The following is a 21,475-nucleotide window of genomic DNA, read 5'->3' on the forward strand; positions in this document are numbered from 1 at the left end:
GTCACTTGCCTCCCTGGCGCACAAACAGGCCCTGCGGGCGCCAGATCAAAATCAGGATCATCAGGCTGTAGACAATAAAGGCGCCCAGCTTGGGGATGTAGTACTTGCCCGCCACGTCGGCAATGCCCAGCAGCAGCGCCGCCAGCAAGGGGCCGGTGATGGAAGAGGTGCCGCCCACGGCCACCACGATCAAGAAGTAAATCATGAATTTCAGGGGAAAGGTCGGGTCCAGGCCCAGCACCTCGGCACCCAGCGCGCCACCCAGGCCGGCCAGGCCAGAGCCGAAGGCAAAGGTGGAGAGGAACACCAGGTTGACGTTGATGCCCAGCCCCGCGGCCACGCGCTGGTCGTCGACCGAAGCACGCAAACGGCTGCCGAAACGGGTGCGTGCCAGCACATACTGCAGCGCCACCGTCAGCGCGGCGCAAACGGCGATGATGAACAGCCGGTAGTGGCCCATGCCCAACACCCAGTCGCTGCTGCCGATTTCGGTGCGGCCCTTGAGCCAGCTCGGCAACTGAATGATCTGCTGGGTCGAGCCTATGAAATAGTCCACGCTGGCCACCGCCATGAAAACCAGGCCAATGGAAAACAGCACCTGGTCCAGGTGCGGCTTGTTGTACAGCGGCCGGTACAGGGTGCGCTCCAGCACAGCGCCCAGCAACGCCGAACCGATGAAGGCTATCGGCAGGCACCAGAGAAAAGGCACATCCAGGCGCTGCATCAGCAGCACCGTGATGTAGCCCCCCACCATGGCGAAGGCGCCATGCGCCAGGTTGATGAAATTCATCAACCCCATGGTCACGGCCAGACCCACCGCAAGGATGAACAGCAGCATGCCGTAGGCAATGCCGTCAAAAAGAATGGTCAACATGTTTTGGCCAGATAGTCAGAAGCTGATTGAAGGAGCCATTCCAGGAACGCCGCGGAACCGGCCTCGGCCGGCCCTGGGCCTGCCGAAGGGCCGGCCGCAGGCCTTGCCCCCCCCCCCTTGCAAGGGGGAAACAGGTTACACGCAGTGAGCCTGGGGGGGGGTGTTCAATTACTTGGCCTTGCCGGGGTCCTTGACGTCCTTGATCACATCAAATTCCACGTTGTACAGCTGGCCATCTTTTTTCTCGACCTTGCGCAGGTACACGTCCTGCACAATGTCGCGCGTCTGCGCGTCGATGAAAATCTTGCCGCGCGGGCTCTCGAAGATCTGGCCCTTCATGGCCTCCAGCAAGGCGTCGCCGCCGCCCTGCCCTTTGCTGGTTCTGAGCGCTTCGTAAATCACCCGCATGCCGTCGTAACCCCCCACGGCCATGAAGTTCGGGCGCAAGCCCTTGTTCGCCTTCCCGAAGGCCTCGACAAACTTCTTGTTCATGGCCGAGGGATGGGCCGCCGAATAGTGGTGGGAGGTGACCACACCCAGCGCGCCGTCACCCATGTCGTTCAACTGGTCGTCGTCGGTCACGTCGCCGGTAGCGATCAGCCTGATGCCGGCCTTGTCCAGGCCGCGTTCCAGAAACTGCTTCATCACCGCCGCACCCGCGCCGGACGGCACAAACACAAACAGCGCATCGGGCTTGCCGTCACGCACTTTTTGCAGGAAAGGGGCGAAGTCGGGGTTGCGCAGGGGCACACGCAGCGCTTCCGTCACCTGGCCGCCGTTAAAGGTCAGGCGTTCCTTGAAGTATTTTTCGGCATCCAGGCCGGGGCCGTAATCGGACACCAGCGTGATGACTTTCCTGATGCCGTTCTTGGGCGCCCAGTCGGCCAGCGCGACCGACACCTGCGGCAGCGTGAAACTGCTGCGCACGATGTAAGGCGAAGCCTGGGTGATGCTGGAAGTGGCCGCGGCCATCACCACCATGGGGGTCTTGGACTGCGTCGCAATCGGGGCCGTGGCCATGGCCGAAGGCGTGATGCCGAAGCCGGCCAGCACGTTGACCTTTTCATTGACCACCAGTTCCTGCGCCAGCCGGCGCGTGACGTCAGGCAAGCTGGTGTCGTCCTTGACGATCAGCTGGATTTTCTTGCCGGCAACCGTGTCGCCGTTTTGCGCCATGTACAGGCGGGCGGCCGCTTCGATCTGGCGGCCTGTGGTGGCTTGCTGCCCGGTCATGGGCAGGATCAGGCCAATCTTGAAGGTGTTGCTGGTCTGCGCCATCACGCCGCCTGCGGCCAGTGTGGCGACAGCGAGGGCGATGCTGCCGAGAAAGATTCGTTTTTGCATGGTCTCTCCAGAGGGTTCAAAAAAGGGGCGTTCAACGGGTCACGGGGAACTATCCCTGCGCGCGGGCAGATGCGCAAGATGGATTTCAGCCTTGCAGATATAGCAAATATGCATATCGAGGCGTTGGGGGGTTGGAGTGCTCAGCCGCGCTTGCGGATCAGGCGCACGCCGGGCATGCGCTCCAGGTCCTGGCTTTGCATGGCCTCGAGCAGGTTGCGCTGGGCGATGCGCGAGTGCTCGCGCATGATGGCTTCGGCACGTGCGCCTTCGCGCCGCTCGATGGCGTCCAGCACCTGGCGGTGCTGGTCCTGCGCCACGATCAGCATGTCACGCGCCTGCGGCGAGTTGGCCTGCGCCACGACAAAGCCGGAAGGTGAGGCAAACGGCAGGTTCACGACGCGTTCGAGTTCACGCGCAATCACCGTGCTGCCGGCCATCTCGCTGAGCAGGTTGTGAAAGCGCTGGTTCAGCGTGACGTAACGCAGAAAAGACTCGTCGTCGAGGGCCGGCTGGCTCAGCACGCCGTCGATCTGCCCAAGACAGGCGCGCGCCTCGGCCAGCAGCGCGCCAGCTACCCCGCGTTCGGCCGCCAGCCGGGCTGACAACCCTTCGAGCGTGCCGCGCAGTTCAATCGCCTCGGACACATCGCGTTCCGAAAATGTGCGGACCGCATAACCGCCATTGACCAGCCCCTCCAGCAGGCCCTCCTGCTCCAGCCGCATCAGCGCCGCGCGAATCGGCGTGCGCGACACCCCGAGCTTTTCAACAATGGCCAGTTCGGCAATACGTGCGCCGCCGGGCAGCTCGCCAGCCAGAATCATTTCGCGCAGGCGCAGCTGCGCCTTGACGGTCTGGGAAGCGGACGGCTCCTGCGCTTCGGCGGCGGCCAGGGAAGTGGTTTTGTCGTTCATTCGGATCTCAATGTATACAGCAATGACCTGTTCAGCATGAATTTTGCCCTATTCAACGCATATTTTGATAAATTAATGAAGTCAATGTATACATCAATCTTGTTTTTTTGCATAATCGCCGCCTGAGACGCCAGCCGTTCGAAGCGGCCTTTATCTCCCAAAACGTCCCACCACCTACCCTCACACCTCTACGGACAAGCGTCATGTTTCCCAAAAACACCTGGTATGTTGCCTGCACCCCCACCGAAATCGACGACAAGCCGCTGGGCCGGCAGATTTGCGGCGAGAAAATTGTTTTTTACCGCGGCCCAGAAGGCAAGGTCGTCGCGATGGACGACTTCTGCCCGCACCGCGGAGCGGCCCTGTCGCTGGGAACGGTCTGTGAAGGCAAGCTGGTCTGCGGCTACCACGGCCTGGTGATGGAATGCGACGGCAAGGTCGCCTCCATGCCCGGCCAGCGCGTGCAGGGTTTCCCGCGCAACCGCAGCTTCCCGGTGGTCGAGCGCCACGGCTTCATCTGGGTCTGGACCGGTGACGAAAAACTGGCCAACGAAAGCAAAATCCCGCACCTCGACTGGGCCAACAACCCCGAGTGGGCCTATGGCGGCGGCCTGTACCACATCCACTGCGACTACCGCCTGATGATCGACAACCTGATGGACCTGACCCACGAGACCTACGTCCACACCACCAGCATCGGCCAGAAGGAAATCGACGAAACGCCCGTCAGCACCAAGACCGAGGGCGACAGCGTGGTCACCAGCCGTTTCATGGAAAACGTGATGGCACCACCCTTCTGGCGCGCCAACCTGCGCGCCAACAACCTGGCCGACGACGTGCTGGTGGACCGCTGGCAGGTCTGCCGCTTCACGCCGCCCAGCCACGTACTGATCGAGGTCGGCGTGGCCCACGCCGGCAAGGGCGGCTACCACGCCGACCCTAAAGACAAGGTCAGCAGCATCGTGGTGGACTTCATCACGCCCGAAACCGAAACCTCGATGTGGTACTTCTGGGGCATGGCGCGCAACTTCAACCCGAAGGACAAGGCGCTGACCGCGCAGATCCGCGAGGGCCAGGGCAAGGTGTTTGCCGAAGACACCGCCGTGCTGGAAGCGCAGCAGCGCAACCTTACGCTGTTCCCGCAGCGCAAGCTGCTGATGCTCAACATCGACGCCGGCGGCGTGCAGTCGCGCCGCATCATCGACCGCCTCATCGCGCAGGAACAGGCACCAGCGCAAGCCCCAGCTCAACAGCAGGCCGCCTGACCATGGACAGTCTTGAAGTCAAGGTCATCCGGAAAACCATGGAAGCCGAGGGCATCACCAGCTTCGAGCTGGCCCGCGCCGACGGCGCGCCGCTGCCGGCCTTCAGCGCGGGCTCCCATGTCGATGTGCAGATCCCCGGCGGGCTGACGCGCCAGTACTCGCTGTGCAACGACGCCACCGAGCAGCACCGCTACCGCATCGCCGTGCTGCGCGACCCGGCCTCGCGCGGCGGCTCCATCGCCATGCACGATGCCGTGAACGAGGGCGACGTGATCCGCATCAGCCCGCCGAAAAACCACTTTCCGCTGCAGCACGCGCCGCGCACGCTGCTGCTGGCCGGCGGCATCGGCGTGACACCGCTGCTGTGCATGGCGCAGCGGCTGGCGGCCATCAACGCGGACTTCACCCTGCACTACTGCACCCGCTCGGCCGAACGCACGGCCTTCCGCCAGGAGATCAACAGCTCGGCCTTTGCCGACAAGGTACGTTTCCACTTCGACGCCGGCCCGGCCGAGCAGAAACTCGACCTGCCGACCGTGCTGGCCGCTGCCACCCCCGAGCACCAGCTGTATGTCTGCGGCCCCGCCGGTTTCATCACCCACGTGGTGGACAGCGCCAAGGCCAGCGGCTGGGCGAGCGAGCAGATTCACCTCGAGTATTTCGGCGCCGCGCCGCAGGACACCGCGGGCGACACCGGCTTCGAGGTGAAGATCGCCAGCACCGGCAAAAGCTACACCGTGAGCGCGGAGCAGAACATCATCCAGGTGCTGAAGGACAACGGCATCGAGATCCTCACCTCCTGCGAGCAGGGCGTCTGCGGCACCTGCATCACGCGTGTGCTCGAAGGCGAACCCGACCACCGCGACATGTATTTCACCGACGAGGAGAAGGCGAAGAACGACCAGTTCACGCCCTGCTGCTCGCGCGCCAAAAGCAAAACCCTGGTGCTGGACCTGTAGACCCGCCATCGGTCGCTGTACCCTAGCAAGACATCCATAAATCGCGACTGGCAACTTGTTACCGTTCGCCCTGAGCCTGTCGAAGGGCCCTTCGTCAAGCTCTGGACAGGCTTCGACAGGCTCAGCCCGAACGGTGTGGTGTCACGACTGGTGGAAACATCATTAATATTCACATTGCCCTGCCCGATTTCAACGACCTCAAAGGAAAAAGAGACATGACCCAGCTCCCCGCCCGTTACGACCACGTTGGCAGTTTTCTGCGCCCCAAATATTTGCTGGAAGCCCGCGAGCAAAAGGCCAAGGGCGAGATCACGCCCGAGCAGCTGCGCAAGGTGGAAGACAAGGCCATCACCGAGATCGTCAAGTTCCAGGAAGACGTGGGCCTGAAAAGCATCACCGACGGAGAGTTCCGCCGCACCTACTTCCACATTGACTTCCTCGAGCAGATCGGCGGCGTGAAAACCGACATCCCGGTCACCATCGTGCGGCCCGACGGCACGCAGGAGCTGGCCCCGCCGGTGATGCGCGTGATCGACAAGGTGCGCCACGTCAAGGACATCCAGCTCGCCGACTTCCAGTACCTCAAGAGCCAGGTGAGCGCGGGCAACACGCCCAAGGTGACCATCCCCTCACCCACCATGCTGCACTTCCGCGGCGGCCGCGCCGGCATCAGCCGCGAAGCCTACCCCGAGCTCGACCCGCAGTTTTATGACGATGTGGCCAAGGCCTACGGCGACGAGCTGCGCAGCCTGGCCGCCGCCGGCTGCACCTACGTGCAGATGGACGACACCAACCTCGCCTACCTGTGCGACACCAAGATGCGCGAAGCCGCCCGCCAGCGCGGCGACGACCCCGACGAGCTGCCGCACCGTTACGCCGGCTTCATCAACAAGGTGGTGGCACAAAAGCCCGCCGGCATGCTGCTGGCCATGCACCTGTGCCGCGGCAACTTCAAGAGCACCCACGCCGCCGCCGGTAACTACGAACCGGTGGCCGAAGCGCTGCTCAAGGAGATGAACCTTGACGCCTACTTCATGGAGTACGACGACGACCGCTCCGGCGACTTCAAGCCCCTGCGTTTCCTGCCCAAAGGCAAAACCGTGGTGCTGGGCCTGGTAACCACCAAGTTCGGCACGCTGGAAAGCAAGGACGACCTGAAACGCCGCATCGAGGAAGCCGCCAAATACGCGCCGCTGGAGCAACTGGCCCTGTCACCGCAGTGCGGCTTTTCCAGCACCGTGCACGGCAACGACATCGCGGTGGAAGCACAGCGCGCCAAGCTGCGCCTGGTGATCGAGACGGCGCAGGAGGTGTGGGGTTCGGTCTGATCACCTCGCCGACTGCTCAATAAAGAAAGGCCGCCGGCGACTGCCGGCGGCTTTTTTTATGCCTAAATCTGGCGCAAGCCCTCAACAAAAAAGCGCAAGCAGCTATATTTTTAGTAGCGTTGAGGCTTGACCCTATGGTTTATTCCGAGCCCACGCTACGGCATCTGCCACATCTGAATCCTTAAGGCCAAGTCCAGCCAGCTTGGTTCGTCCCCCAAATTGTTCGAGCCTGGCACGCACCAACGGCTCCCTGTCGGGTTGACTGAGCAAGCCGGCCAACGCGTTGTTGAAATCGGGGTTGGCAAGCAGTTCGGCCACGCACTCCACCACATGCTGGCGTACATCCGTTGAGGCCTTGGACAGCTCTTGCACCAGCTCTGCACGCCCTTCAACCACGATGAGTATGTCTTACAGGTCGTGGCTGGTGTACACATCATTGCGGCCCCTGTCATAAAACGCCTCAAATTTGGTTGCCAGTAAGTAAGGCGCAGACAAATGACGCAGCACCAGCCCCGGAGCCACCTCGGTTTGCACTGCAGCGTCAAACCCTGCGCGGTACCAGCGGTTGGCAAAGCCAAGCCCCTTTTCATCCAGCGGCACCAGATCCAACTGCATGCGCTGCCAGAACCAGCGAAATGGCGGCGTGTTGTCTTCCATCGTCTGCTTGAAGCCCCGCTGCAACAGTTCGTCGGCCAATGCGTGGTAACCCGCCAGCGTGGCCACTTCCACAATGCCATCGACATGTTCTGTAGGCCGCACGTCCAGCAGATTGGGGCCAGGCAGTAAAAGACCGGTGGCACATCCACCCACAAAAACCACCCGATCGCACAGCGGCCCCAGTGCTTGGGCCATGCCTATCAACAAGGCAAGGTTGGGATTAGCCACGCACAGGCCTTTCCAACGGCTTGGGCGCAGACGGGTCAATCAGCGCCTGCAAACGCTCCATGGCCATGCCCCGCTCTCTCGCGCGCCCCACGCGCAGAGCGTCAAACAGAGCCAGCATTTCATACAGCCTGGCGTCTTGCATGGCCGCAAACGGCACGCTGGGGTGCAAGGGCTCTATGCCAATGCCACGCATGGTGCCATTGGGGTGCGGCCACACGTAATCCTCAGACCCCGGCGCGAACACACCCGCAAATGCCGGGGCGCTGTGGCTTGTGGGCACACCGATGGTGGAAGGCGTCTTGTCGGCTGCAAAAGCGTATTTGGCCCCATGCAGCGCAAACTCAGCCAGCTGGCGCGCGTGGGGGCGCACCGGGTTGTCGGCAGGAGCATCTTCGCCGCTGACCCGCTTGCGCCGGGCCACGCGGTAAATAGCGGCAGGCTCGTGCACCGCCAGCGCGGCCACTTCTGGCGCAAGAGCTTCGTGGTTCTGCGCCAGCAGCCCCGCCTGCAAGCCACGCTTGATGCAGGCGTGCGCCTCAGAGGCACTCAACCCCAGCTCCTGGGCCAGCCGCGCATATGTCCAGCGCTGATCGCCCCAGGCCACCAGCTTCAGGGCCACCACAAAGTCTTGAGGTTTGAGTTGCATTAAATTCTATATTCCTGAATCCAGAATGCAGAATTTAATGGATTTACTTACCCTTGGCAAGCTCGCATCGAAAAAGAGCTCCAGACCAATAACCACGGGCACAAGCAGCTATGTCTTTAATAGCAAATCACGCACCGCGCGCGTGCCCGCCGCCCTGCGGCCCCCCCCACCTTGCACCTACCGGGGCTTCCGGCAGTGGCGGCACGGCCCAACAAGGCCTAGACGATACTCATCCCCCATGCCCACCACCCTGCTCCCCCGCTTCGCCGCGCACCTGCGCAACAACTGGAAAAACCATCTGCTGCAACTGGCCATGCTGGTGGCGATCGTGGCGGCGGTGCAGGCCTGGCAGACGCGGCATGTGCCGGCCGGGCCGGCACCCGATCTGGCCATCAGCGTCCTGCAGCCCGATGGCACAACGATCCCCACCACGCTGGCCCAGTGGCGCCAGGCCCACCCCGGCCAGCCGGTCGCCCTGCACTTCTGGGCGGAATGGTGCCCCATCTGCCGCGCCGAAGAGAGCAGCATCACCCGGCTGGCGCAGGACTGGCCGGTATTGACGGTGGCCATGCAATCCGGCCCGGCGGCCAAAGTGATGCAGGTGCAGCAACAGCGCCAGCTGCCCTGGCAAACCGCCGTCGATACGCGCGGCGAGCTGACGCGTGCTTTCGGCTTCCAGTCGGTGCCCTCGTTTGTGGTGATTGACGGCCAAGGCCGGTTGCGCAGCGCCAGCGCCGGCTACACCACCGAGCTGGGCATGCGTTTTCGCCTGTGGTGGGTCAGGCTGTTCTGAGCCCGTCCTCGTCGCCGGCCTGGCGCCCAGCCTGTGTGATCTGAAGCTCAAGGTAGCCCGTCGCCGCATCCGGCTCGCGCGAGAACTCCCACCCTGGCAACAGCGCCAGCAACACCTCCGCCGTGGTGCGCACCGTGCAGCCCGGCGCCACATGGCCGCCCAACACTTCGCCACTCGCGGTGGACAGCGCCATGTGCAGGTGCGAGCTGCTGCGCGCGCCCTGCCCTGCGCCGTTGAACGCCACCGTGCCCGACAGGCTCAGGATTTCCATGTCGCCCGTCAGGCGGCGCGGCTGCTCCGCGCCCGCCAAACGCAGGCCCGCACTCGACAGGCTGCCGATGCCCGACAGCACAAACGCCGCGCGGCAGTTGGCGCCGCGCACGGCCGCCTCGATGGCGCTGCGCAAGTCCTGGCCGGGGTTCAGTCGGATGGGAAGGGTTTGCATGGTTTTCTCACAAGAAATTGGCCTCCAGCCCTGGCTGCCCTTGCGCAGACAGCTATCAAATCAAGAGCAAATCGCTGACGTCACCCGCCCTGCTCCGGGTCGGTGCGGTCCGTGTATTTCTGGCTGGAGCCGCGGGCCCGGTCCACCGGGTACTTCTCGGCATTGACGGCCAACTTCAGCCGCGCCGCTTCCAGCAGGTCAATCTGCAGCTTGTCGCACAGCTGCAGCAGGTAGAGCAACACATCGGCCGCCTCGGCGGCCACCTCGGCTTTTTTGGGCGCGGCCAGGTGGCGGCTTTGTTCTTCCGTCAGCCACTGGAAGTGCTCCAGCAGCTCCGCCGCTTCCACCGACAGGGCCGACGCCAGGTTCTTGGGCGAGTGAAACTGTTCCCAGTCGCGCGCCTGGGCGAAGTCGCGCAGGGACTGGGTCAGGGAAGGAAGGTCGTGGTTCATGTCTTGGTATTTCCGGGCCGCGGTATCAGCCCCAGGAGCGGGTCAGCAGTTCGTCGAGGGCATCGGCAATGGCCTGGCCGTGACCGGACAACGAGCCGGCCTGTTCACCGAGCTGATCGACCGGAACCGACACCATGTCGAGCGGATGCAACACCACCTCGACACCTTCCACCTCAAACACCGGGTTCATGCGCGAACCCACGGTGGCCGCCTGGCCGGGCAGCGCCGTGCGGCGAACCAGCGGCACCACCATGCGCCGGCGATAGCGGTCGAACAAGGAGGACTGAACCACCACCACGAAGGGGATGGCATCCTTGAGCGGGCCCTTGTTGCGGTGGACGTCGAACTGGGCCATTACAGCGTGGAGTGTTCGTCGGCAAACGAACCGACGGTGGCATGCACCGCGTTCCAGTCGGCGACGCAGGCATCGGCGTGCTGCTGGTGTGCCAGGCGGGCCTGCTGCTGTCGGGTCACATAGTCGGTGAGCAACTCTTCCATGGTGGCGGAAAGATTGCTGGTGTACGTCTTGGCCTGCGCGACCAGGCCTTCGGTCAAGGTCAGGTTGACCGCGCGTTTGCGGGAGCTCGCAAGGGTGGCGGGAGCTGTGATGGGCATGATGAAATCCTCTCAGCGGTGTTCATGCGCATATTATGCGCATAAAACCTTGCAGGACTATTCAATGCCTGGAAATGACCGCGCACGTAGAAACCATTTACACAAAAAAGTGGTTGCAGCTCAATAAATGCGGGCGCAAGAAGCTATCAAAACAATAGCAATCAACCGACTCTCCAACAAGTCGGCAGTCAAACCAATCGGCCGCCGGGCTGGTTGACTGGTCGGCGTTCGCCGGACGCATCCTTTCATCCGCCCGAAACAGCATCTCGCGCCGCGGCCCGGCCGTTCCGTCGCAAGCCACTCCCGCGCCGGCCCTGGCGCTCCTAACATCGCGTCCAGTTTCAACCCCATCAACACCCACGGAGCTCACCATGCACTTCTCACCGCACCGAATCACCCTCGCTTTCTGCGGCCTGCTGCTGACCACGGCCCAGGCCATGGCGGCGCAAGCCGGCTGGCGCCAGATCACCTTTCCAGCCACCACAGCCGACGCCGCGCCCATCGTAGCGGCCCTGTATTACCCCACGCAGGCGCCCGCCCGCACCATCGCCATGGGGCCGTTTTCGGTGAACGTGGCCATGCAGGCCGCGCCCGAGGCCAAAGTCAAGGGCCTGATCGTGCTGAGCCACGGCACCGGTGGCAGTGAACTCGCGCACAGCAGCCTGGCCGAGGCGCTGGCGCAGCAGGGCTACCTGGTGGCCGCCTTGCGCCACCCCGGCGACAACTGGCAGGACCGCTCCTTGCGCCAGGGCAGCCTGGAGCGTTATGCCACCGAGCGGCCGCGGCAGGTTTCGCGCGTGATCGACGCCTTGCTGAACGACCCGTTATGGAAGGACCGCATCGCCAGCGACGCCAAGGGGCCACGCGTGGGCGCCATGGGGCATTCGGCCGGTGGTTACACCGTGCTGGCCCTGGCGGGCGGGCGGGCCGAGCCGGCACGCTTTGACGCGCATTGCAACACCGAGCGCGCCGAGGACCCGATTTTCTGCAACACCGGCAAAGAGCGCGCACCGGGAACGAGCAATGGCGCCGCAGCGCCGGCCATTCCGACCTTGACCGACACCCGCGTGCGCGCCGTGGTGGCCCTGGCGCCGATGGGGGCCTTGTTCACTGCCGCTTCGCTGGCGCAAGTCCGCATCCCGGTGGCGGTGTATGAGGCGCAGCAGGACCGTTTTCTGGTGCCGCGCTTCCATGCCGAATGGGTGGCCGCGAACGTGCCCGGTGTTGCCATGCACCGCGTGCCCAATGCCTGGCACTTCGCGTTTCAGGACATGCCAACCATGCCCATCCCTTCTGAAGACGGCGACATCGGCGCCAACCCGCCCGGCTTTGACCGCGCTGCGTTTCTGGGCCAGTTGCAGCGTGAGCTTCCTGCGTTTTTTGACAAGGCCTTGAACTGACAGGTACCCTGCGGCGCCGCGTCCGCCTGTTTGATCTTTTCCAGAGACAGGGCAGTGAATGGGACTGTTCTCACCCTCGCCCTTCGGGAGAGGGCCGGGGTGAGGGCTTGAGCGTTCCGACTGTCATGATTTTTGAAACGCTCAATCGCGTGCGGGCTTGGAGTTCAGCGCCGCGGCGGCGCGTATCAGCGCCTTGAAGGCAGCTTCGTCGATGGCATCGCCCTCCCCCAGATCAATCGCGCGCCGGGTGTTGCCTTCCAGGCTGGCATTGAACAGCCTGGCAGGGTCCTGCAGCGAAGCGCCCTTGGGGAAAGTCAGCTTCACCTTGGCCTTGTAGGTCTCGCCGGTGCAGAGGATGCCGTCACGTGACCAGACCGGCAGGCTCCACTTCCACTCCTCGACCACCGCCGGGTCGGCCTGGTGGATGAGCGAGCGGACTTTAGCCAGCGTCTTGCCGCGCCAGTCGTCCAGGCTTTTGATTTTTGCGTCGATCAGTTGGGAAGGGGAATCGGCTGACGCGCCTTCCTTCGGTTTGCCTTGACTGCGTTGACTATTCATGTTGGTGCCGCTTTACTCACGGTTGCAAGGTGCTGGCGGTGTGCGCCTTCCAGAGTTTCCGGACGAGCCCTTTAGTCGTTGTGGTCACTACTTTTCAGCCAAAAATTCGGGGCGATGCGCTTGCAACCATGAAGTTGTTGTTGCAAGCAAATTACTTGCCTGCTGAATGCATTCCGCCACCGACGCCGGCTCAATCAGGTTTCCACCGTAGTCGTTGAGGTTGCGCTTTCGACGCAGGGCATCCAGAACCCTCCACACTTCAGGCGGCACGCCCATGGTGAGCTCCAATGACTGGATCATGGTCTGATGATGACCAGGGGTTGTCGTTGAAGGGCGATAGCCGTTTGCGCACAACCCCACCATGGCACATTGCATGATGGCCTTGTAGGCTGCGTCAAACTGCGTTTCCGCGCTGATAGCTTTCACACCACTATCCGCCACATTTCTGCGGGCGGCAGCCAGCAAACGGCCAATTTCTGCGGCGCTGGAAACATGCGTGTTGAGCTGATTGACCTTCACCAAGTTGTCGAGACTCATATTCAACTTACCTCAGACATCGTTAAGTCGTCGCCTATCAACCATAATTTCGGGCCCCTCCAAACCTGCGCGACGAAGCCACCCGGGTCTTTCAGCTTGAGCTTGAACTCCGATAAAGAAAACACAGCCGGATTTACTTCCCGGCGCAATTGCTCTTGTACCGGAACCAGCGCTTGTACAGCCCGACCAAAACCTACCGCCCCCACAATCATGACGTCTACGTCGCTGTATGCGTGCTCTTCTCCGCTGGCCATCGATCCGTAGACGAACGCAAATTCAACTTCGTCGCGAATCGGACTAAGCGCAGCACGCAAAACGTCGACCAAGCCAGCTGTTTTGCGCAACAAACCCGCAAGTTCAGTGAATACTGGCGACTCTTTGTTAGCTTGGTAGTGCACTTGTCGCCCAACCTCTTTTCGATGAAGCAGGCCCAACTCGGCCAGCGCCCGCAAATCCCGGTGCAGCGAACCCGGCGATGTGCCAGTAAGCCGCGCCAGTTCGCGAACATGCAGGGACGCCTCCGGGTGCAGCAATAAGGCACTCAGTACTGCGGACCGGTTTTGCCCGAGGAGAAACGTTGCAATCGACGTCATGCCCAAATTCTAAGTCAATCGAAGCAAAAATGAGAACATTTGAAGCAATTTTTGCTTCAAATGTCTTCGACAAACAACTGAGCAATCAGGTCCGTCACGATTTCAAAGGTCCCCAACACCGTGTTGTGCAGCGTGGCACTGCCATGGGCATAGTCGTTACGGATGCGAGGCAGGCTATCTTCAAAGATCTTTAGAAGATCGTGCGCATAGTCTTCTGGAACAGGCACTGGAGGCGCAGCGTCGCAAACCAGCTCGGTCAAACCATTGCTCTGCAAATAACGAATACGCTCAAGGGAGACGCGGTGTTCGGCCCGAAGGCGAGCCAGGCGCTCCGTGACTCTGAGGCCAATATTGGTCAACAGCTTCTCCTCGCGGGCTTTGGCAATCAAGGTACGCAATGTGGGGTGCCGCTTGGCCTGCGGACCAAACTGTTCGGGGAACATGGGCGCAAGGCGCTCGCGCAAGGCAAACTCAAGTGTCGCAAGCACATGCTTTTCGGCCACCGGGTGAAACCGGTAAACAAACCAGGCATACAGGTAGAGGTTTTTCGCGGTTTCGAAATGCACTCGAACCGGATAGGGAACAGAGTCCGACAGCAGGTACTCGCCTACGCGCTGCTGCCGTTGAGCGAGAGAATCGAACCGGTTCGTTCTTGGGTCCGGACCGAGCACCGCTTGCAGATCGCGAAGGCTGTCTGCAGAAACCACCGCCTCGAACGGTTTCACAACCCGGCTTCCATGGCCTGTAGTTCTTTGAGTGTGCGGCCGAAAGCGTCTTTCCACTCAATGCGCCCATTGGCGCTGCGGCCCAGCAACACCGCCGCAGCCGTGCTGGGGGAGCTGAATACGTAGTCTTGTGTGAGTCTGTACGCGCTGCCGGGAGCCGCCGACTCCGGCACCAGCACGCCATTGGCAATCAATTCTTTTTGTCGCGTGTCGTACATGCCGCGCACATGTAGCTGCATGGACGGCACTGCTTCAGCAACGGCCTGCGACCCGGCTTTAACCACAAAACCTTGAGTGCCTTCGTAACCCGTGGCCACAATGCCTTTACCTTTGCACGTGAGTTGCGCCGTGGGCGTGGCCGCTTGCTTGGCAGGCAACTCAAACGCATGCACGCCCAGTACCGGCAACATCCCCAGCATGTTGTCCAGAAACACCAGCATGTCGGCGCGATCGGCTTCGCTCAGCGTGGGTTCGGCAGGATGGTTGCCATTGTCCAGCGGCAGGCGCTTGGCTGTTTTGGCCAGGCGCACCAGATTGCTTTCCAGAAACTGCACATGCGCCTTGTTCAGTTGCCCCGGAGTAGCAACAAAGCAAACTGCCCGTGTCCAGAAGTCTTTCTGGGCGTAGTGGTTCTCAAGCCGTGGTTTGATGGGGTCGCCTTCGCCGATATAAAGCATGTCGCCTTCGCCATCTTCACGCGGACCAAGGAGCAAATAAACGCCGGTCTGGTTCAACTCCGGGCGCTGCTTCACCTGCGGCAACAAAGCGCGCGGAAACATCAATGCTTTGCCTACCCAATTGGATCGCTCGACGAGGCGCAAGCCATCGGGGTCACCGTCAGCAACGAATATGCGAAGTGAAAACGGATTTCGACTTTCTGCCATAGCTAGCTCAACTCGCTGGTGGGAATTGAAACTTGTTCTATCAACTTGTCATTAGCTTCCTGAACCTTGACTTGAAGTATTGTTCTGAGTGATGCACGGCGACTGCTGTAATGCGCTTCTCTATGGTGATTGGGGCAGAGGGAAATTACGTTAGTGATGTTGTCTCTCCCCTTTTCGGACAAAGGCACTACATGATGCGTTTCCAGAAAAACTCGTCCGTCGTACTTCAAAAATCCGGGCACACCACAAAATTCACAAAATCCATCGGCACGCAGGAGTGCCGACTTCCGGACTTCAGCGCTGCGAACAAAAACTTTCCCGTTGGCGTCTCGTTGGTCGGGATAGCCTTCTCCAACGGACTCATCAAACTGATCGGTGAAGCGATCCGGCTCGGCGCCCCGCGTCACGACGCAGTCACCCGTAGTCTGGTCGTATGACGTTATGGCCCATGGCTCCGGGTCCAACGCTCTTCTGTAAACATGGGAAGGTTCCGAATCTGGATCTTCCGCAGTCCTCATGTCACCTTGGCAGACAATCACCCGAATTGGGATCTTGGTCCGAGCAGCTTGCTGGATGCATAGGTCCATTCTTGAGGCACGACGCTCCCAGGTCTTTCGCCCCGCTCTACCCATGCTAATACCGAACTGACGCGGATTGATTACCTGACGGACAGTCCCGCTCTGTTCCTCCATCGAGTCGAACCAAAGATTCAGCACAACCACCTTTGCCGGTTCGACAAACGCCCATTCATAGCAATATTTTGGGTTACTGGCAGCGCGTAAAGGATTCGGGCCCTTGCGAAAATTCACCCAGTCATTGACGCTAACACCCGCGTTACGAACAAGATCCATCACACGGGAGTGAGTCTTGGGATCAATTTCATCCAGAACGTTCTTTGATACAGAATCTTGAGTCACTTTCCAGTCTCCAGATAAGAGTCCACGCGCTGAGGTCCTCAGCCAGCCGACGATGGCGAAGTCGGCTATTGAGATTTCTTGGGCTGCGGAGAAAGCGTGGCCGACCAGGCGGCGGTCCATCACGCCGTAGGCGTTTGGTCGCGACCATGAAGCGCTCCAGGCCGTAGCGGCGATCGGCTTCGTTTTTTGGGCGGTTCGCTGTCAGTCCCTCCAACTCGCGCACTTCCCATTTGACTTTCGGTAGCCCGGTCCGCCCTTGGAACCGCAACCTCCTCCGCCACTGCCACCACTACGGCCACCGCTTCGGCCGCCGCCCCTTGACCCGCCTCGGGAGCCCCCCGAGCGGCCTTTTGCTTCCGCCTCCGCTCCCGCCAGAGCCGCAATCACCCACACAGCGAATATCCGCCGTTTCATGGCTTCGTACCGTCTTTTCCCGTGTAAGGGTTCACATTGCCCTTCTGGTTGTAGTTGTCATGCGAACTGCCGTTCGGATTGGTAGCATGACTTGGCGCAACATAGGTGCCGTCCTTTTTGACATAGCCGTTTACCTGGTGATTTTGGCTATTCACATGGCCTGAGCCACTTTGATGAGAACTGCTGTTATGCCCGCCCCCGTGGGCGCCTCCACCACCTTTGGCGACGGCACTTAGGCTTATGCCGCACATAGCAACAAGAATAAAAATCTTCTTCATATGTCTCCTCGACGCCCGAAATGGACAGCGACAGTGTGTGCTCTAAACCGCGCTCTGGCATCCCCTGATTAGAGGAGAGTCCTTGAGTTTCGCAACTGGGACTGTTGCTGCACATCCAAGCGACTGGTTCGGGCTCATGCTGAGCGCTTCAACGCCACCCCAAACCCTCGGGCCACTGCCGGCCGCGCCATCATCCCCCGGTACCACCGCAACACATTTGGGAAATCCGCCAGATCGATCTTGTGCCGGTCATGCCGCCAGACCCAGCCGACGATGGCGAAGTCGGCGATTGAAATTTCCTCACCTGCAAAGAAGGCGTGGTCGGCCAGGCGGCGGTCCATCACGCCGTAGAGGCGTTTTGTCTCGGCCATGAAGCGCTCCAGGCCGTAGCGGCGGTCGGCTTCGTCTTTGAGTGCGATGAAGTGGTGCACCTGGCCGGGCATGGGGCCAAAGCCGGCCATCTGGAACATCAGCCACTCCATCACCGCCACGCGGGCGCGCGGGTCCTTGGGCAAAAAGGTGCCGGTCTTTTCGGCCAGGTAGATCAGGATGGCGCCGGACTCGAAGACGCTGATGGGCTCACCGCCCGGGCCGTCGGGGTCGATGATGGCAGGGATCTTGTTGTTGGGACTGATCTTCAGGAACTCGGGCGCGGTCTGCTCGCCCTGGGTGATGTCCACCACATGCACCTCGTAGGGCAGGCCCATTTCCTCGAGGGCGACGGTGATCTTGCGGCCGTTGGGGGTGTCGAAGGCGTAGAGCTGGATGGGCATGGCGATTCCTTGTTGTGATGTATGCAGCCGGCAAGCCCGGGCCCACCGGCGAAAAACGCGAGTCTGACACAGGCGCGGCGGGCTTGCTGAGCGGCTGGCAACCACCGACGAGGACGGCGATACTAGGCCCATGTCGCGCCGCCTCCCCGCTCTTTCCGCCTTCGCCGCTTGCTGTATCGCCCTGCTGCTGGCCACCGTCAGCAGCCTGGCCCTCGCCGCGCCGCCCGCCAACGACACGCTGCGCATAGGCTCCAAACGCTTCACCGAGTCCTACATCCTCGCGCAGGTGCTGGCGCAGACGGCTGCGCCACACACGCCCACGCCGCCTTCGGTGCTGCAGGGCCTGGGCAACACGGCGATTGTTTATGAGGCGCTGCGCTCGGGCAGCATTGACCTGTACCCGGAGTACGTGGGCACCATCAGCCAGGAGATTCTCAAGGGTGAGGCGACCATGAGCACGCAGGCCATGAACACCGCGCTGGCGCCGCTGGGCCTGGGGGTGGCGGTGCCGCTGGGCTTCAACGACGGCTATGCGCTGGCCATGCGCGAAGACATGGCGCAGCGCCTGGGGATAACCTCGCTGAGCGACCTGGTGAAACACCCTGAACTCAAGCTGGGCCTGTCGAACGAGTTCATCGGCCGGGCCGACGGCTGGCGCGGGCTGGCGCAGCTTTACGGTGCGCCGCAAACACCGGTGGCGCTGGACCACGGGCTGGCCTATGACGCGATTTCGCAGAAGCAGGTGGATGTGATCGACATCTACACCACCGACGCCAAGATTGGCCACCTGGGCCTGCGCGTGCTGAAGGACGACAAGGCCTATTTTCCGCGGTATGACGCGGTGCTGCTGTACCGGCTGGATGTGCCCACGCGTTTTCCGCAAGCCTGGGCGGCGCTGCAGAAGTTGGAGGGCAGCATCAATGAGACCGCGATGATTGCCATGAACGCGCGGGCCGAACTCAAGGGTGTGGCGTTTGACGTCATTGCGCGGGACCATCTCACGGCCAAAGCGGGCGGCACGCCAGCCGCGGCGGCGGGCACAGGTACCGATGCCGGCCAGCGCGGCTTCTGGGCCAAACTTTTCGGCCCCGACCTGGCGCGGCTGACGCGCCAGCACCTGGCGCTGACATTCATCTCGGTCGGGCTGGCGGCGCTGATGGGTATTCCGCTGGCGGTGTGGGTGTTTCCGCACCCGCGCCTGCGCGCCGTGGTGCTGGGCGCCACCGGGCTGATGCAGACCGTGCCTTCGCTGGCGCTGCTGGCGATGCTGATCTCGCTGCTGGGCGTGATCGGCACCGCGCCGGCGCTGATTGCGCTGGCGCTGTATGCGCTGCTGCCCATCATGCGCAACACGGTGGCGGGCCTGGGCGAGGTGTCGGGCGGGCTGCGGCTGGCCGGGCAGGCGCTGGGCATGACGGCCGGCCAGCGCATGCGCCACATCGAGCTGCCGCTGGCGCTGCCGACGATTGTGGCCGGCGTGCGCACAGCCACCGCCATTGCGATTGGCACGGCGACGATTGCGGCCTTTATCGGCGCGGGCGGGTATGGCGAGCGCATCGTCACCGGCCTGGCGCTCAACGACGGCCAGTTGCTGCTGGCCGGCGCCCTGCCCGCCACCTTGCTGGCGCTGCTGAGTGAGGCGCTGTTCGAGGCGGTGGACTGGCTGATGCGGCGGCGCCGGGCCGGCTGAGCGCCCGAAAGGCTGCTGTTTGTGGCCCCCTCGCCCTCCGGGAGAGGGTTGGGGTGAGGGCCGCCGACCCTCACCCCTGCCCTCTCCCGGGGGGAGAGGGAGTAAATCAGCCCGGGCTGCCTGAGCGCTTGTTTTTACTTTTCACAAGCCAAATCGACCTCCAGCCCTTACCTGACGTGCGCCAGCAGCTACTAAATAAATAGCACTTTTCAGTCCAGTTTGATGCCGGCAGCCGCCACCACGGCGGCCCAGCGCTTGCGTTCCTGGTTGAAGAAGGCGTCCTGCTCGGTGGGCGACATGGTGGCCACTTCGGCGCCCTGCCCGCTCAGGCGCGCGCGGATGTCGGGGCTGCGGATGATCTTGATGAGCTCGGTGTTCAGGCGGTTCACGATGGGCTGCGGCGTGCCGGCGGCCACCAGCACCCCTTGCCAGGTGCCGGACTCGAAGCCGGTGATGCCCTGCTCCTGCAAGGTTGGCACGTTGCCGATCAGCGGCATACGGGTAGCCTTGGACACGCCGAGGATCTTGAGCTGGCCGCTTTGCACAAACGGCAAGGTGGCCAGCATGCCGTTCATCAGCACCTGGGTCTGGCCGGCAACGGTGTCGTTGACGGCCTGCGAGCCGCCCTTGTAGGGGATGTACTGCCACTTGGCGTTGCTGGCGCGCTCGACAGCCACGCCGGCCAGGTGCGGCGCGCTGCCCATGGCGGTGACGGCGAAGTTGAGCTGGGACTTTTGCGACAGCGCCACCAGCTCCTTGAGGTTGTTGGCCGGCACCGAAGGGTGCACCACCAGCAGGTGCGGCGAATAAGCCAGCATGGTCACGCCGCGCAAATCCTTGCTCGGGTCGAAGGGCAGCTTGGTGTACACCGAGGGGCTGATGGCCAGCGCGCCGGTGTCGCACAGCAGCAGCGTGTAGCCGTCGGGCGCCGACTTGGCAACCAGGTCGGCACCCAGGTTGCCATTGGCGCCGGCGCGGTTTTCCACAATCACGGGCTGCTTGAGGGCTTCCGACAGCGCCTGGCTGATGGAGCGGCCGATGATGTCCGACGAGCCGCCCGGCGGGTAAGGCACGATCAGGCGGATGGGTTTGGACGGCCAGGCGGGGGCTTGCGCCTGCACGCCCGAAGCAGCGGCCAGGCCCAGGGCCACGGATGATGCGAGAACCTTGCGGCGATTGATGCTCATGTCTGTCTCCTGTGTGATGAAAAGAGGGGTGCCGCCGGCTCAGGCCTTGGCGACTTCGTGCTTGGCCATCAGCTCCAGTGCGCGCACCAGGGCCGAGTGGTCCAGGTCCTGCATGCCGTTGGCGCTGCACACCTGCATCAATTGCGCGGCACCGGCGGTCTGCGGCAGCGCCAGGCCCAGCGTGCGGGCACCGCTGAGTGCCAGGCCCAGGTCTTTCTGGTGCAGGCCGATGCGGAAACCCGGGTTGAAGGTGCGCTTGATCATGCGTTCGCCGTGCACTTCCAGAATGCGCGACGACGCAAAGCCGCCCATCAGCGCCTGGCGCACCTTGGCCGGGTCGGCGCCGGCCTTGCTGGCAAACAGCAGGGCTTCGCCGACGGCGGCAATGTTGAGCGCCACGATGATCTGGTTGGCCACCTTGCAAGTCTGGCCGTCGCCGTTGCCGCCGACCAGCGTGATGTTTTTGCCCATCAGTTCGAACAGCGGCTTGACGCGCTCGAAGGCCGCATCGGGCCCGCCGACCATGATGGTCAGGCTGGCGGCCTTGGCGCCGACTTCACCACCGGACACCGGCGCGTCGACGTAGTCGGCGCCGAGTTCGTTTATTTTTGCCGCGAAGTCCTTGGTGTCCATGGGCGAGATCGAGCTCATGTCGACGACGGTTTTGCCCTTCTCCTTGCTCTTCAGGCCAGCGGCCACGCCCTTGTCGCCGAACAGCACCTTCTGCACGTCGGGCGTGTCGGGCAGCATCATGAAAATGATGTCGGCCTTTTCGGCCACTTCCTGCGCCGAGGCACAGGCCACGGCCTGGCCGGTCAGCAGCTCGGCGGGCACCTTGCTGCGCGTGGCCAGGAAAACCTCGTGACCGGCCTTGATGAGGTGGGCGGCCATGGGTGCGCCCATGATGCCCAGACCGATAAAACCCAGCTTGCTCATTTCAATCTCCAGTGATCGTTAAAAATAATCTGCGTGCCATGACCAGCGATGTCGGAACGCGGGCCA

General features: G+C 62.4%; 25 protein-coding genes. 6 read left to right on the forward strand and 19 right to left on the reverse strand.

The window, feature by feature from the left end:
* Nucleotide 1 precedes the first annotated feature (1 nt).
* The 3 genes from PSV26_RS13450 to PSV26_RS13460 form a co-directional block, all read right to left on the reverse strand.
* The gene (locus tag PSV26_RS13450; protein WP_300571406.1) at nt 2–874 is read right to left on the reverse strand and encodes a branched-chain amino acid ABC transporter permease; all 873 of its coding nucleotides are present in this window, start codon (nt 872–874) and stop codon (nt 2–4) included.
* 168 nt (nt 875–1,042) lie between these two features.
* Complete coding sequence (locus tag PSV26_RS13455; protein ID WP_300571407.1) at nt 1,043–2,218, reverse strand: ABC transporter substrate-binding protein; 1,176 nt, start codon at nt 2,216–2,218, stop codon at nt 1,043–1,045.
* 140 nt (nt 2,219–2,358) lie between these two features.
* Nucleotides 2,359–3,129 (reverse strand): GntR family transcriptional regulator, encoded by a 771-nt coding sequence (locus PSV26_RS13460; protein WP_300571409.1) that lies wholly within the window; start codon nt 3,127–3,129, stop codon nt 2,359–2,361.
* Nucleotides 3,130–3,332: 203 nt separating this feature from the next.
* Between PSV26_RS13460 and PSV26_RS13465 the strand changes: the two genes are divergently transcribed.
* The 3 genes from PSV26_RS13465 to PSV26_RS13475 all read left to right on the forward strand — a co-directional run bounded on the left by PSV26_RS13465 (nt 3,333) and on the right by PSV26_RS13475 (nt 6,681).
* Nucleotides 3,333–4,394, forward strand: a complete 1,062-nt coding sequence (locus PSV26_RS13465) for an aromatic ring-hydroxylating dioxygenase subunit alpha (RefSeq protein ID WP_300571411.1) — start codon at nt 3,333–3,335, stop codon at nt 4,392–4,394.
* 2 nt (nt 4,395–4,396) lie between these two features.
* A complete protein-coding gene (locus PSV26_RS13470) occupies nt 4,397–5,353 on the forward strand; it encodes a PDR/VanB family oxidoreductase (RefSeq protein ID WP_300571413.1) in 957 nt (318 codons plus the stop codon).
* Nucleotides 5,354–5,568: 215 nt separating this feature from the next.
* Nucleotides 5,569–6,681: a 5-methyltetrahydropteroyltriglutamate--homocysteine S-methyltransferase gene (locus PSV26_RS13475; RefSeq protein ID WP_300571415.1), complete on the forward strand. Its 1,113-nt coding sequence runs from the start codon at nt 5,569–5,571 to the stop codon at nt 6,679–6,681.
* A gap of 408 nt (nt 6,682–7,089) precedes the next feature.
* Here the strand turns inward: PSV26_RS13475 and PSV26_RS13480 are convergent, their stop codons facing one another.
* Nucleotides 7,090–7,566: a hypothetical protein gene (locus PSV26_RS13480; RefSeq protein ID WP_300571417.1), complete on the reverse strand. Its 477-nt coding sequence runs from the start codon at nt 7,564–7,566 to the stop codon at nt 7,090–7,092.
* A complete protein-coding gene (locus PSV26_RS13485) occupies nt 7,559–8,212 on the reverse strand; it encodes a hypothetical protein (protein ID WP_300518816.1) in 654 nt (217 codons plus the stop codon). Before PSV26_RS13485 ends, PSV26_RS13480 begins: the two co-directional genes overlap by 8 nt.
* Before the next feature lie 238 nt (nt 8,213–8,450).
* Between PSV26_RS13485 and PSV26_RS13490 the strand changes: the two genes are divergently transcribed.
* Entirely contained in the window at nt 8,451–9,005 is a 555-nt protein-coding gene (locus tag PSV26_RS13490) for a redoxin domain-containing protein (RefSeq protein WP_300571419.1), read from the forward strand.
* Here PSV26_RS13490 and PSV26_RS13495 read toward each other — a convergent pair.
* The 4 genes from PSV26_RS13495 to PSV26_RS13510 all read right to left on the reverse strand — a co-directional run bounded on the left by PSV26_RS13495 (nt 8,992) and on the right by PSV26_RS13510 (nt 10,517).
* Complete coding sequence (locus PSV26_RS13495; protein ID WP_300518812.1) at nt 8,992–9,450, reverse strand: PPC domain-containing DNA-binding protein; 459 nt, start codon at nt 9,448–9,450, stop codon at nt 8,992–8,994. The genes PSV26_RS13490 and PSV26_RS13495 overlap by 14 nt on opposite strands.
* Before the next feature lie 80 nt (nt 9,451–9,530).
* Entirely contained in the window at nt 9,531–9,902 is a 372-nt protein-coding gene (locus PSV26_RS13500) for a nucleotide pyrophosphohydrolase (protein ID WP_300571421.1), read from the reverse strand.
* 25 nt (nt 9,903–9,927) lie between these two features.
* Nucleotides 9,928–10,257: a CcdB family protein gene (locus PSV26_RS13505; protein ID WP_300571423.1), complete on the reverse strand. Its 330-nt coding sequence runs from the start codon at nt 10,255–10,257 to the stop codon at nt 9,928–9,930.
* The gene (locus PSV26_RS13510) at nt 10,257–10,517 is read right to left on the reverse strand and encodes a type II toxin-antitoxin system CcdA family antitoxin (RefSeq protein WP_300571425.1); all 261 of its coding nucleotides are present in this window, start codon (nt 10,515–10,517) and stop codon (nt 10,257–10,259) included. The genes PSV26_RS13505 and PSV26_RS13510 overlap by 1 nt, the downstream gene beginning before the upstream one ends.
* A 371-nt stretch (nt 10,518–10,888) precedes the next feature.
* Here PSV26_RS13510 and PSV26_RS13515 point away from each other — a divergent pair, with 371 nt between their 5' ends.
* A complete protein-coding gene (locus PSV26_RS13515) occupies nt 10,889–11,917 on the forward strand; it encodes a prolyl oligopeptidase family serine peptidase (protein ID WP_300518804.1) in 1,029 nt (342 codons plus the stop codon).
* Nucleotides 11,918–12,058: 141 nt separating this feature from the next.
* Here PSV26_RS13515 and PSV26_RS13520 read toward each other — a convergent pair whose 3' ends face one another.
* The 8 genes from PSV26_RS13520 to PSV26_RS13555 all read right to left on the reverse strand — a co-directional run bounded on the left by PSV26_RS13520 (nt 12,059) and on the right by PSV26_RS13555 (nt 17,596).
* Nucleotides 12,059–12,475 (reverse strand): DUF1801 domain-containing protein, encoded by a 417-nt coding sequence (locus tag PSV26_RS13520; protein ID WP_300571427.1) that lies wholly within the window; start codon nt 12,473–12,475, stop codon nt 12,059–12,061.
* An 87-nt stretch (nt 12,476–12,562) separates the two neighbouring features.
* Complete coding sequence (locus PSV26_RS13525) at nt 12,563–13,012, reverse strand: DNA-binding protein (protein ID WP_300571429.1); 450 nt, start codon at nt 13,010–13,012, stop codon at nt 12,563–12,565.
* Nucleotides 13,013–13,014: 2 nt separating this feature from the next.
* On the reverse strand, nt 13,015–13,605 hold the full coding sequence (locus PSV26_RS13530; protein WP_300518797.1) for a MarR family transcriptional regulator: 591 nt from the start codon (nt 13,603–13,605) through the stop codon (nt 13,015–13,017).
* A gap of 56 nt (nt 13,606–13,661) precedes the next feature.
* Nucleotides 13,662–14,330, reverse strand: coding sequence for a hypothetical protein (locus tag PSV26_RS13535; protein ID WP_300518795.1), 669 nt, complete (start codon nt 14,328–14,330; stop codon nt 13,662–13,664).
* Entirely contained in the window at nt 14,327–15,214 is an 888-nt protein-coding gene (locus PSV26_RS13540) for a GIY-YIG nuclease family protein (protein WP_300571430.1), read from the reverse strand. Before PSV26_RS13540 ends, PSV26_RS13535 begins: the two co-directional genes overlap by 4 nt.
* Before the next feature lie 2 nt (nt 15,215–15,216).
* Nucleotides 15,217–16,251: an HNH endonuclease gene (locus tag PSV26_RS13545; protein ID WP_300571432.1), complete on the reverse strand. Its 1,035-nt coding sequence runs from the start codon at nt 16,249–16,251 to the stop codon at nt 15,217–15,219.
* Between the two features lie 290 nt (nt 16,252–16,541).
* Complete coding sequence (locus PSV26_RS13550) at nt 16,542–16,823, reverse strand: hypothetical protein (RefSeq protein WP_300571434.1); 282 nt, start codon at nt 16,821–16,823, stop codon at nt 16,542–16,544.
* Between the two features lie 134 nt (nt 16,824–16,957).
* Complete coding sequence (locus PSV26_RS13555; RefSeq protein ID WP_300571436.1) at nt 16,958–17,596, reverse strand: glutathione binding-like protein; 639 nt, start codon at nt 17,594–17,596, stop codon at nt 16,958–16,960.
* Nucleotides 17,597–17,726: 130 nt separating this feature from the next.
* On the opposite strand from PSV26_RS13555, the gene PSV26_RS13560 reads away from it, so the two are divergent.
* Entirely contained in the window at nt 17,727–19,286 is a 1,560-nt protein-coding gene (locus PSV26_RS13560) for a glycine betaine ABC transporter substrate-binding protein (RefSeq protein WP_300571438.1), read from the forward strand.
* Between the two features lie 209 nt (nt 19,287–19,495).
* Here the strand turns inward: PSV26_RS13560 and PSV26_RS13565 are convergent, their stop codons facing one another.
* Together PSV26_RS13565 and glxR are read right to left on the reverse strand one after the other, a co-directional pair.
* Nucleotides 19,496–20,473 carry a tripartite tricarboxylate transporter substrate binding protein gene (locus PSV26_RS13565; protein ID WP_300571440.1) on the reverse strand — a complete coding sequence of 326 codons (978 nt, stop codon included), beginning with the start codon at nt 20,471–20,473 and terminating at the stop codon, nt 19,496–19,498.
* Between the two features lie 39 nt (nt 20,474–20,512).
* The gene (glxR, locus tag PSV26_RS13570; RefSeq protein WP_300571442.1) at nt 20,513–21,409 is read right to left on the reverse strand and encodes a 2-hydroxy-3-oxopropionate reductase; all 897 of its coding nucleotides are present in this window, start codon (nt 21,407–21,409) and stop codon (nt 20,513–20,515) included.
* Between the last annotated feature and the right edge of the window lie 66 nt (nt 21,410–21,475).

The sequence above is a fragment of the Polaromonas sp. genome (assembly GCF_029945685.1).
Classification (GTDB): domain Bacteria; phylum Pseudomonadota; class Gammaproteobacteria; order Burkholderiales; family Burkholderiaceae_C; genus Polaromonas.

What these genes read in the sequence shown, in the direction of transcription:
- PSV26_RS13510 (WP_300571425.1), bottom strand. Translation starts at nt 10,517, where the DNA reads ATGCCCATCACAGCTCCCGCCACCCTTGCGAGCTCCCGCAAACGCGCG.
- PSV26_RS13450 (WP_300571406.1), bottom strand. Translation starts at nt 874, where the DNA reads ATGTTGACCATTCTTTTTGACGGCATTGCCTACGGCATGCTGCTGTTC.
- PSV26_RS13565 (WP_300571440.1), bottom strand. Translation starts at nt 20,473, where the DNA reads ATGAGCATCAATCGCCGCAAGGTTCTCGCATCATCCGTGGCCCTGGGC.
- PSV26_RS13560 (WP_300571438.1), top strand. Translation starts at nt 17,727, where the DNA reads ATGTCGCGCCGCCTCCCCGCTCTTTCCGCCTTCGCCGCTTGCTGTATC.
- PSV26_RS13550 (WP_300571434.1), bottom strand. Translation starts at nt 16,823, where the DNA reads ATGAAGAAGATTTTTATTCTTGTTGCTATGTGCGGCATAAGCCTAAGT.
- PSV26_RS13505 (WP_300571423.1), bottom strand. Translation starts at nt 10,257, where the DNA reads ATGGCCCAGTTCGACGTCCACCGCAACAAGGGCCCGCTCAAGGATGCC.
- PSV26_RS13500 (WP_300571421.1), bottom strand. Translation starts at nt 9,902, where the DNA reads ATGAACCACGACCTTCCTTCCCTGACCCAGTCCCTGCGCGACTTCGCC.
- PSV26_RS13525 (WP_300571429.1), bottom strand. Translation starts at nt 13,012, where the DNA reads ATGAGTCTCGACAACTTGGTGAAGGTCAATCAGCTCAACACGCATGTT.
- PSV26_RS13520 (WP_300571427.1), bottom strand. Translation starts at nt 12,475, where the DNA reads ATGAATAGTCAACGCAGTCAAGGCAAACCGAAGGAAGGCGCGTCAGCC.
- PSV26_RS13455 (WP_300571407.1), bottom strand. Translation starts at nt 2,218, where the DNA reads ATGCAAAAACGAATCTTTCTCGGCAGCATCGCCCTCGCTGTCGCCACA.
- PSV26_RS13485 (WP_300518816.1), bottom strand. Translation starts at nt 8,212, where the DNA reads ATGCAACTCAAACCTCAAGACTTTGTGGTGGCCCTGAAGCTGGTGGCC.
- PSV26_RS13465 (WP_300571411.1), top strand. Translation starts at nt 3,333, where the DNA reads ATGTTTCCCAAAAACACCTGGTATGTTGCCTGCACCCCCACCGAAATC.
- glxR (WP_300571442.1), bottom strand. Translation starts at nt 21,409, where the DNA reads ATGAGCAAGCTGGGTTTTATCGGTCTGGGCATCATGGGCGCACCCATG.
- PSV26_RS13490 (WP_300571419.1), top strand. Translation starts at nt 8,451, where the DNA reads ATGCCCACCACCCTGCTCCCCCGCTTCGCCGCGCACCTGCGCAACAAC.
- PSV26_RS13515 (WP_300518804.1), top strand. Translation starts at nt 10,889, where the DNA reads ATGCACTTCTCACCGCACCGAATCACCCTCGCTTTCTGCGGCCTGCTG.
- PSV26_RS13475 (WP_300571415.1), top strand. Translation starts at nt 5,569, where the DNA reads ATGACCCAGCTCCCCGCCCGTTACGACCACGTTGGCAGTTTTCTGCGC.
- PSV26_RS13545 (WP_300571432.1), bottom strand. Translation starts at nt 16,251, where the DNA reads ATGGACCGCCGCCTGGTCGGCCACGCTTTCTCCGCAGCCCAAGAAATC.
- PSV26_RS13495 (WP_300518812.1), bottom strand. Translation starts at nt 9,450, where the DNA reads ATGCAAACCCTTCCCATCCGACTGAACCCCGGCCAGGACTTGCGCAGC.
- PSV26_RS13555 (WP_300571436.1), bottom strand. Translation starts at nt 17,596, where the DNA reads ATGCCCATCCAGCTCTACGCCTTCGACACCCCCAACGGCCGCAAGATC.
- PSV26_RS13460 (WP_300571409.1), bottom strand. Translation starts at nt 3,129, where the DNA reads ATGAACGACAAAACCACTTCCCTGGCCGCCGCCGAAGCGCAGGAGCCG.
- PSV26_RS13470 (WP_300571413.1), top strand. Translation starts at nt 4,397, where the DNA reads ATGGACAGTCTTGAAGTCAAGGTCATCCGGAAAACCATGGAAGCCGAG.
- PSV26_RS13530 (WP_300518797.1), bottom strand. Translation starts at nt 13,605, where the DNA reads ATGACGTCGATTGCAACGTTTCTCCTCGGGCAAAACCGGTCCGCAGTA.
- PSV26_RS13540 (WP_300571430.1), bottom strand. Translation starts at nt 15,214, where the DNA reads ATGGCAGAAAGTCGAAATCCGTTTTCACTTCGCATATTCGTTGCTGAC.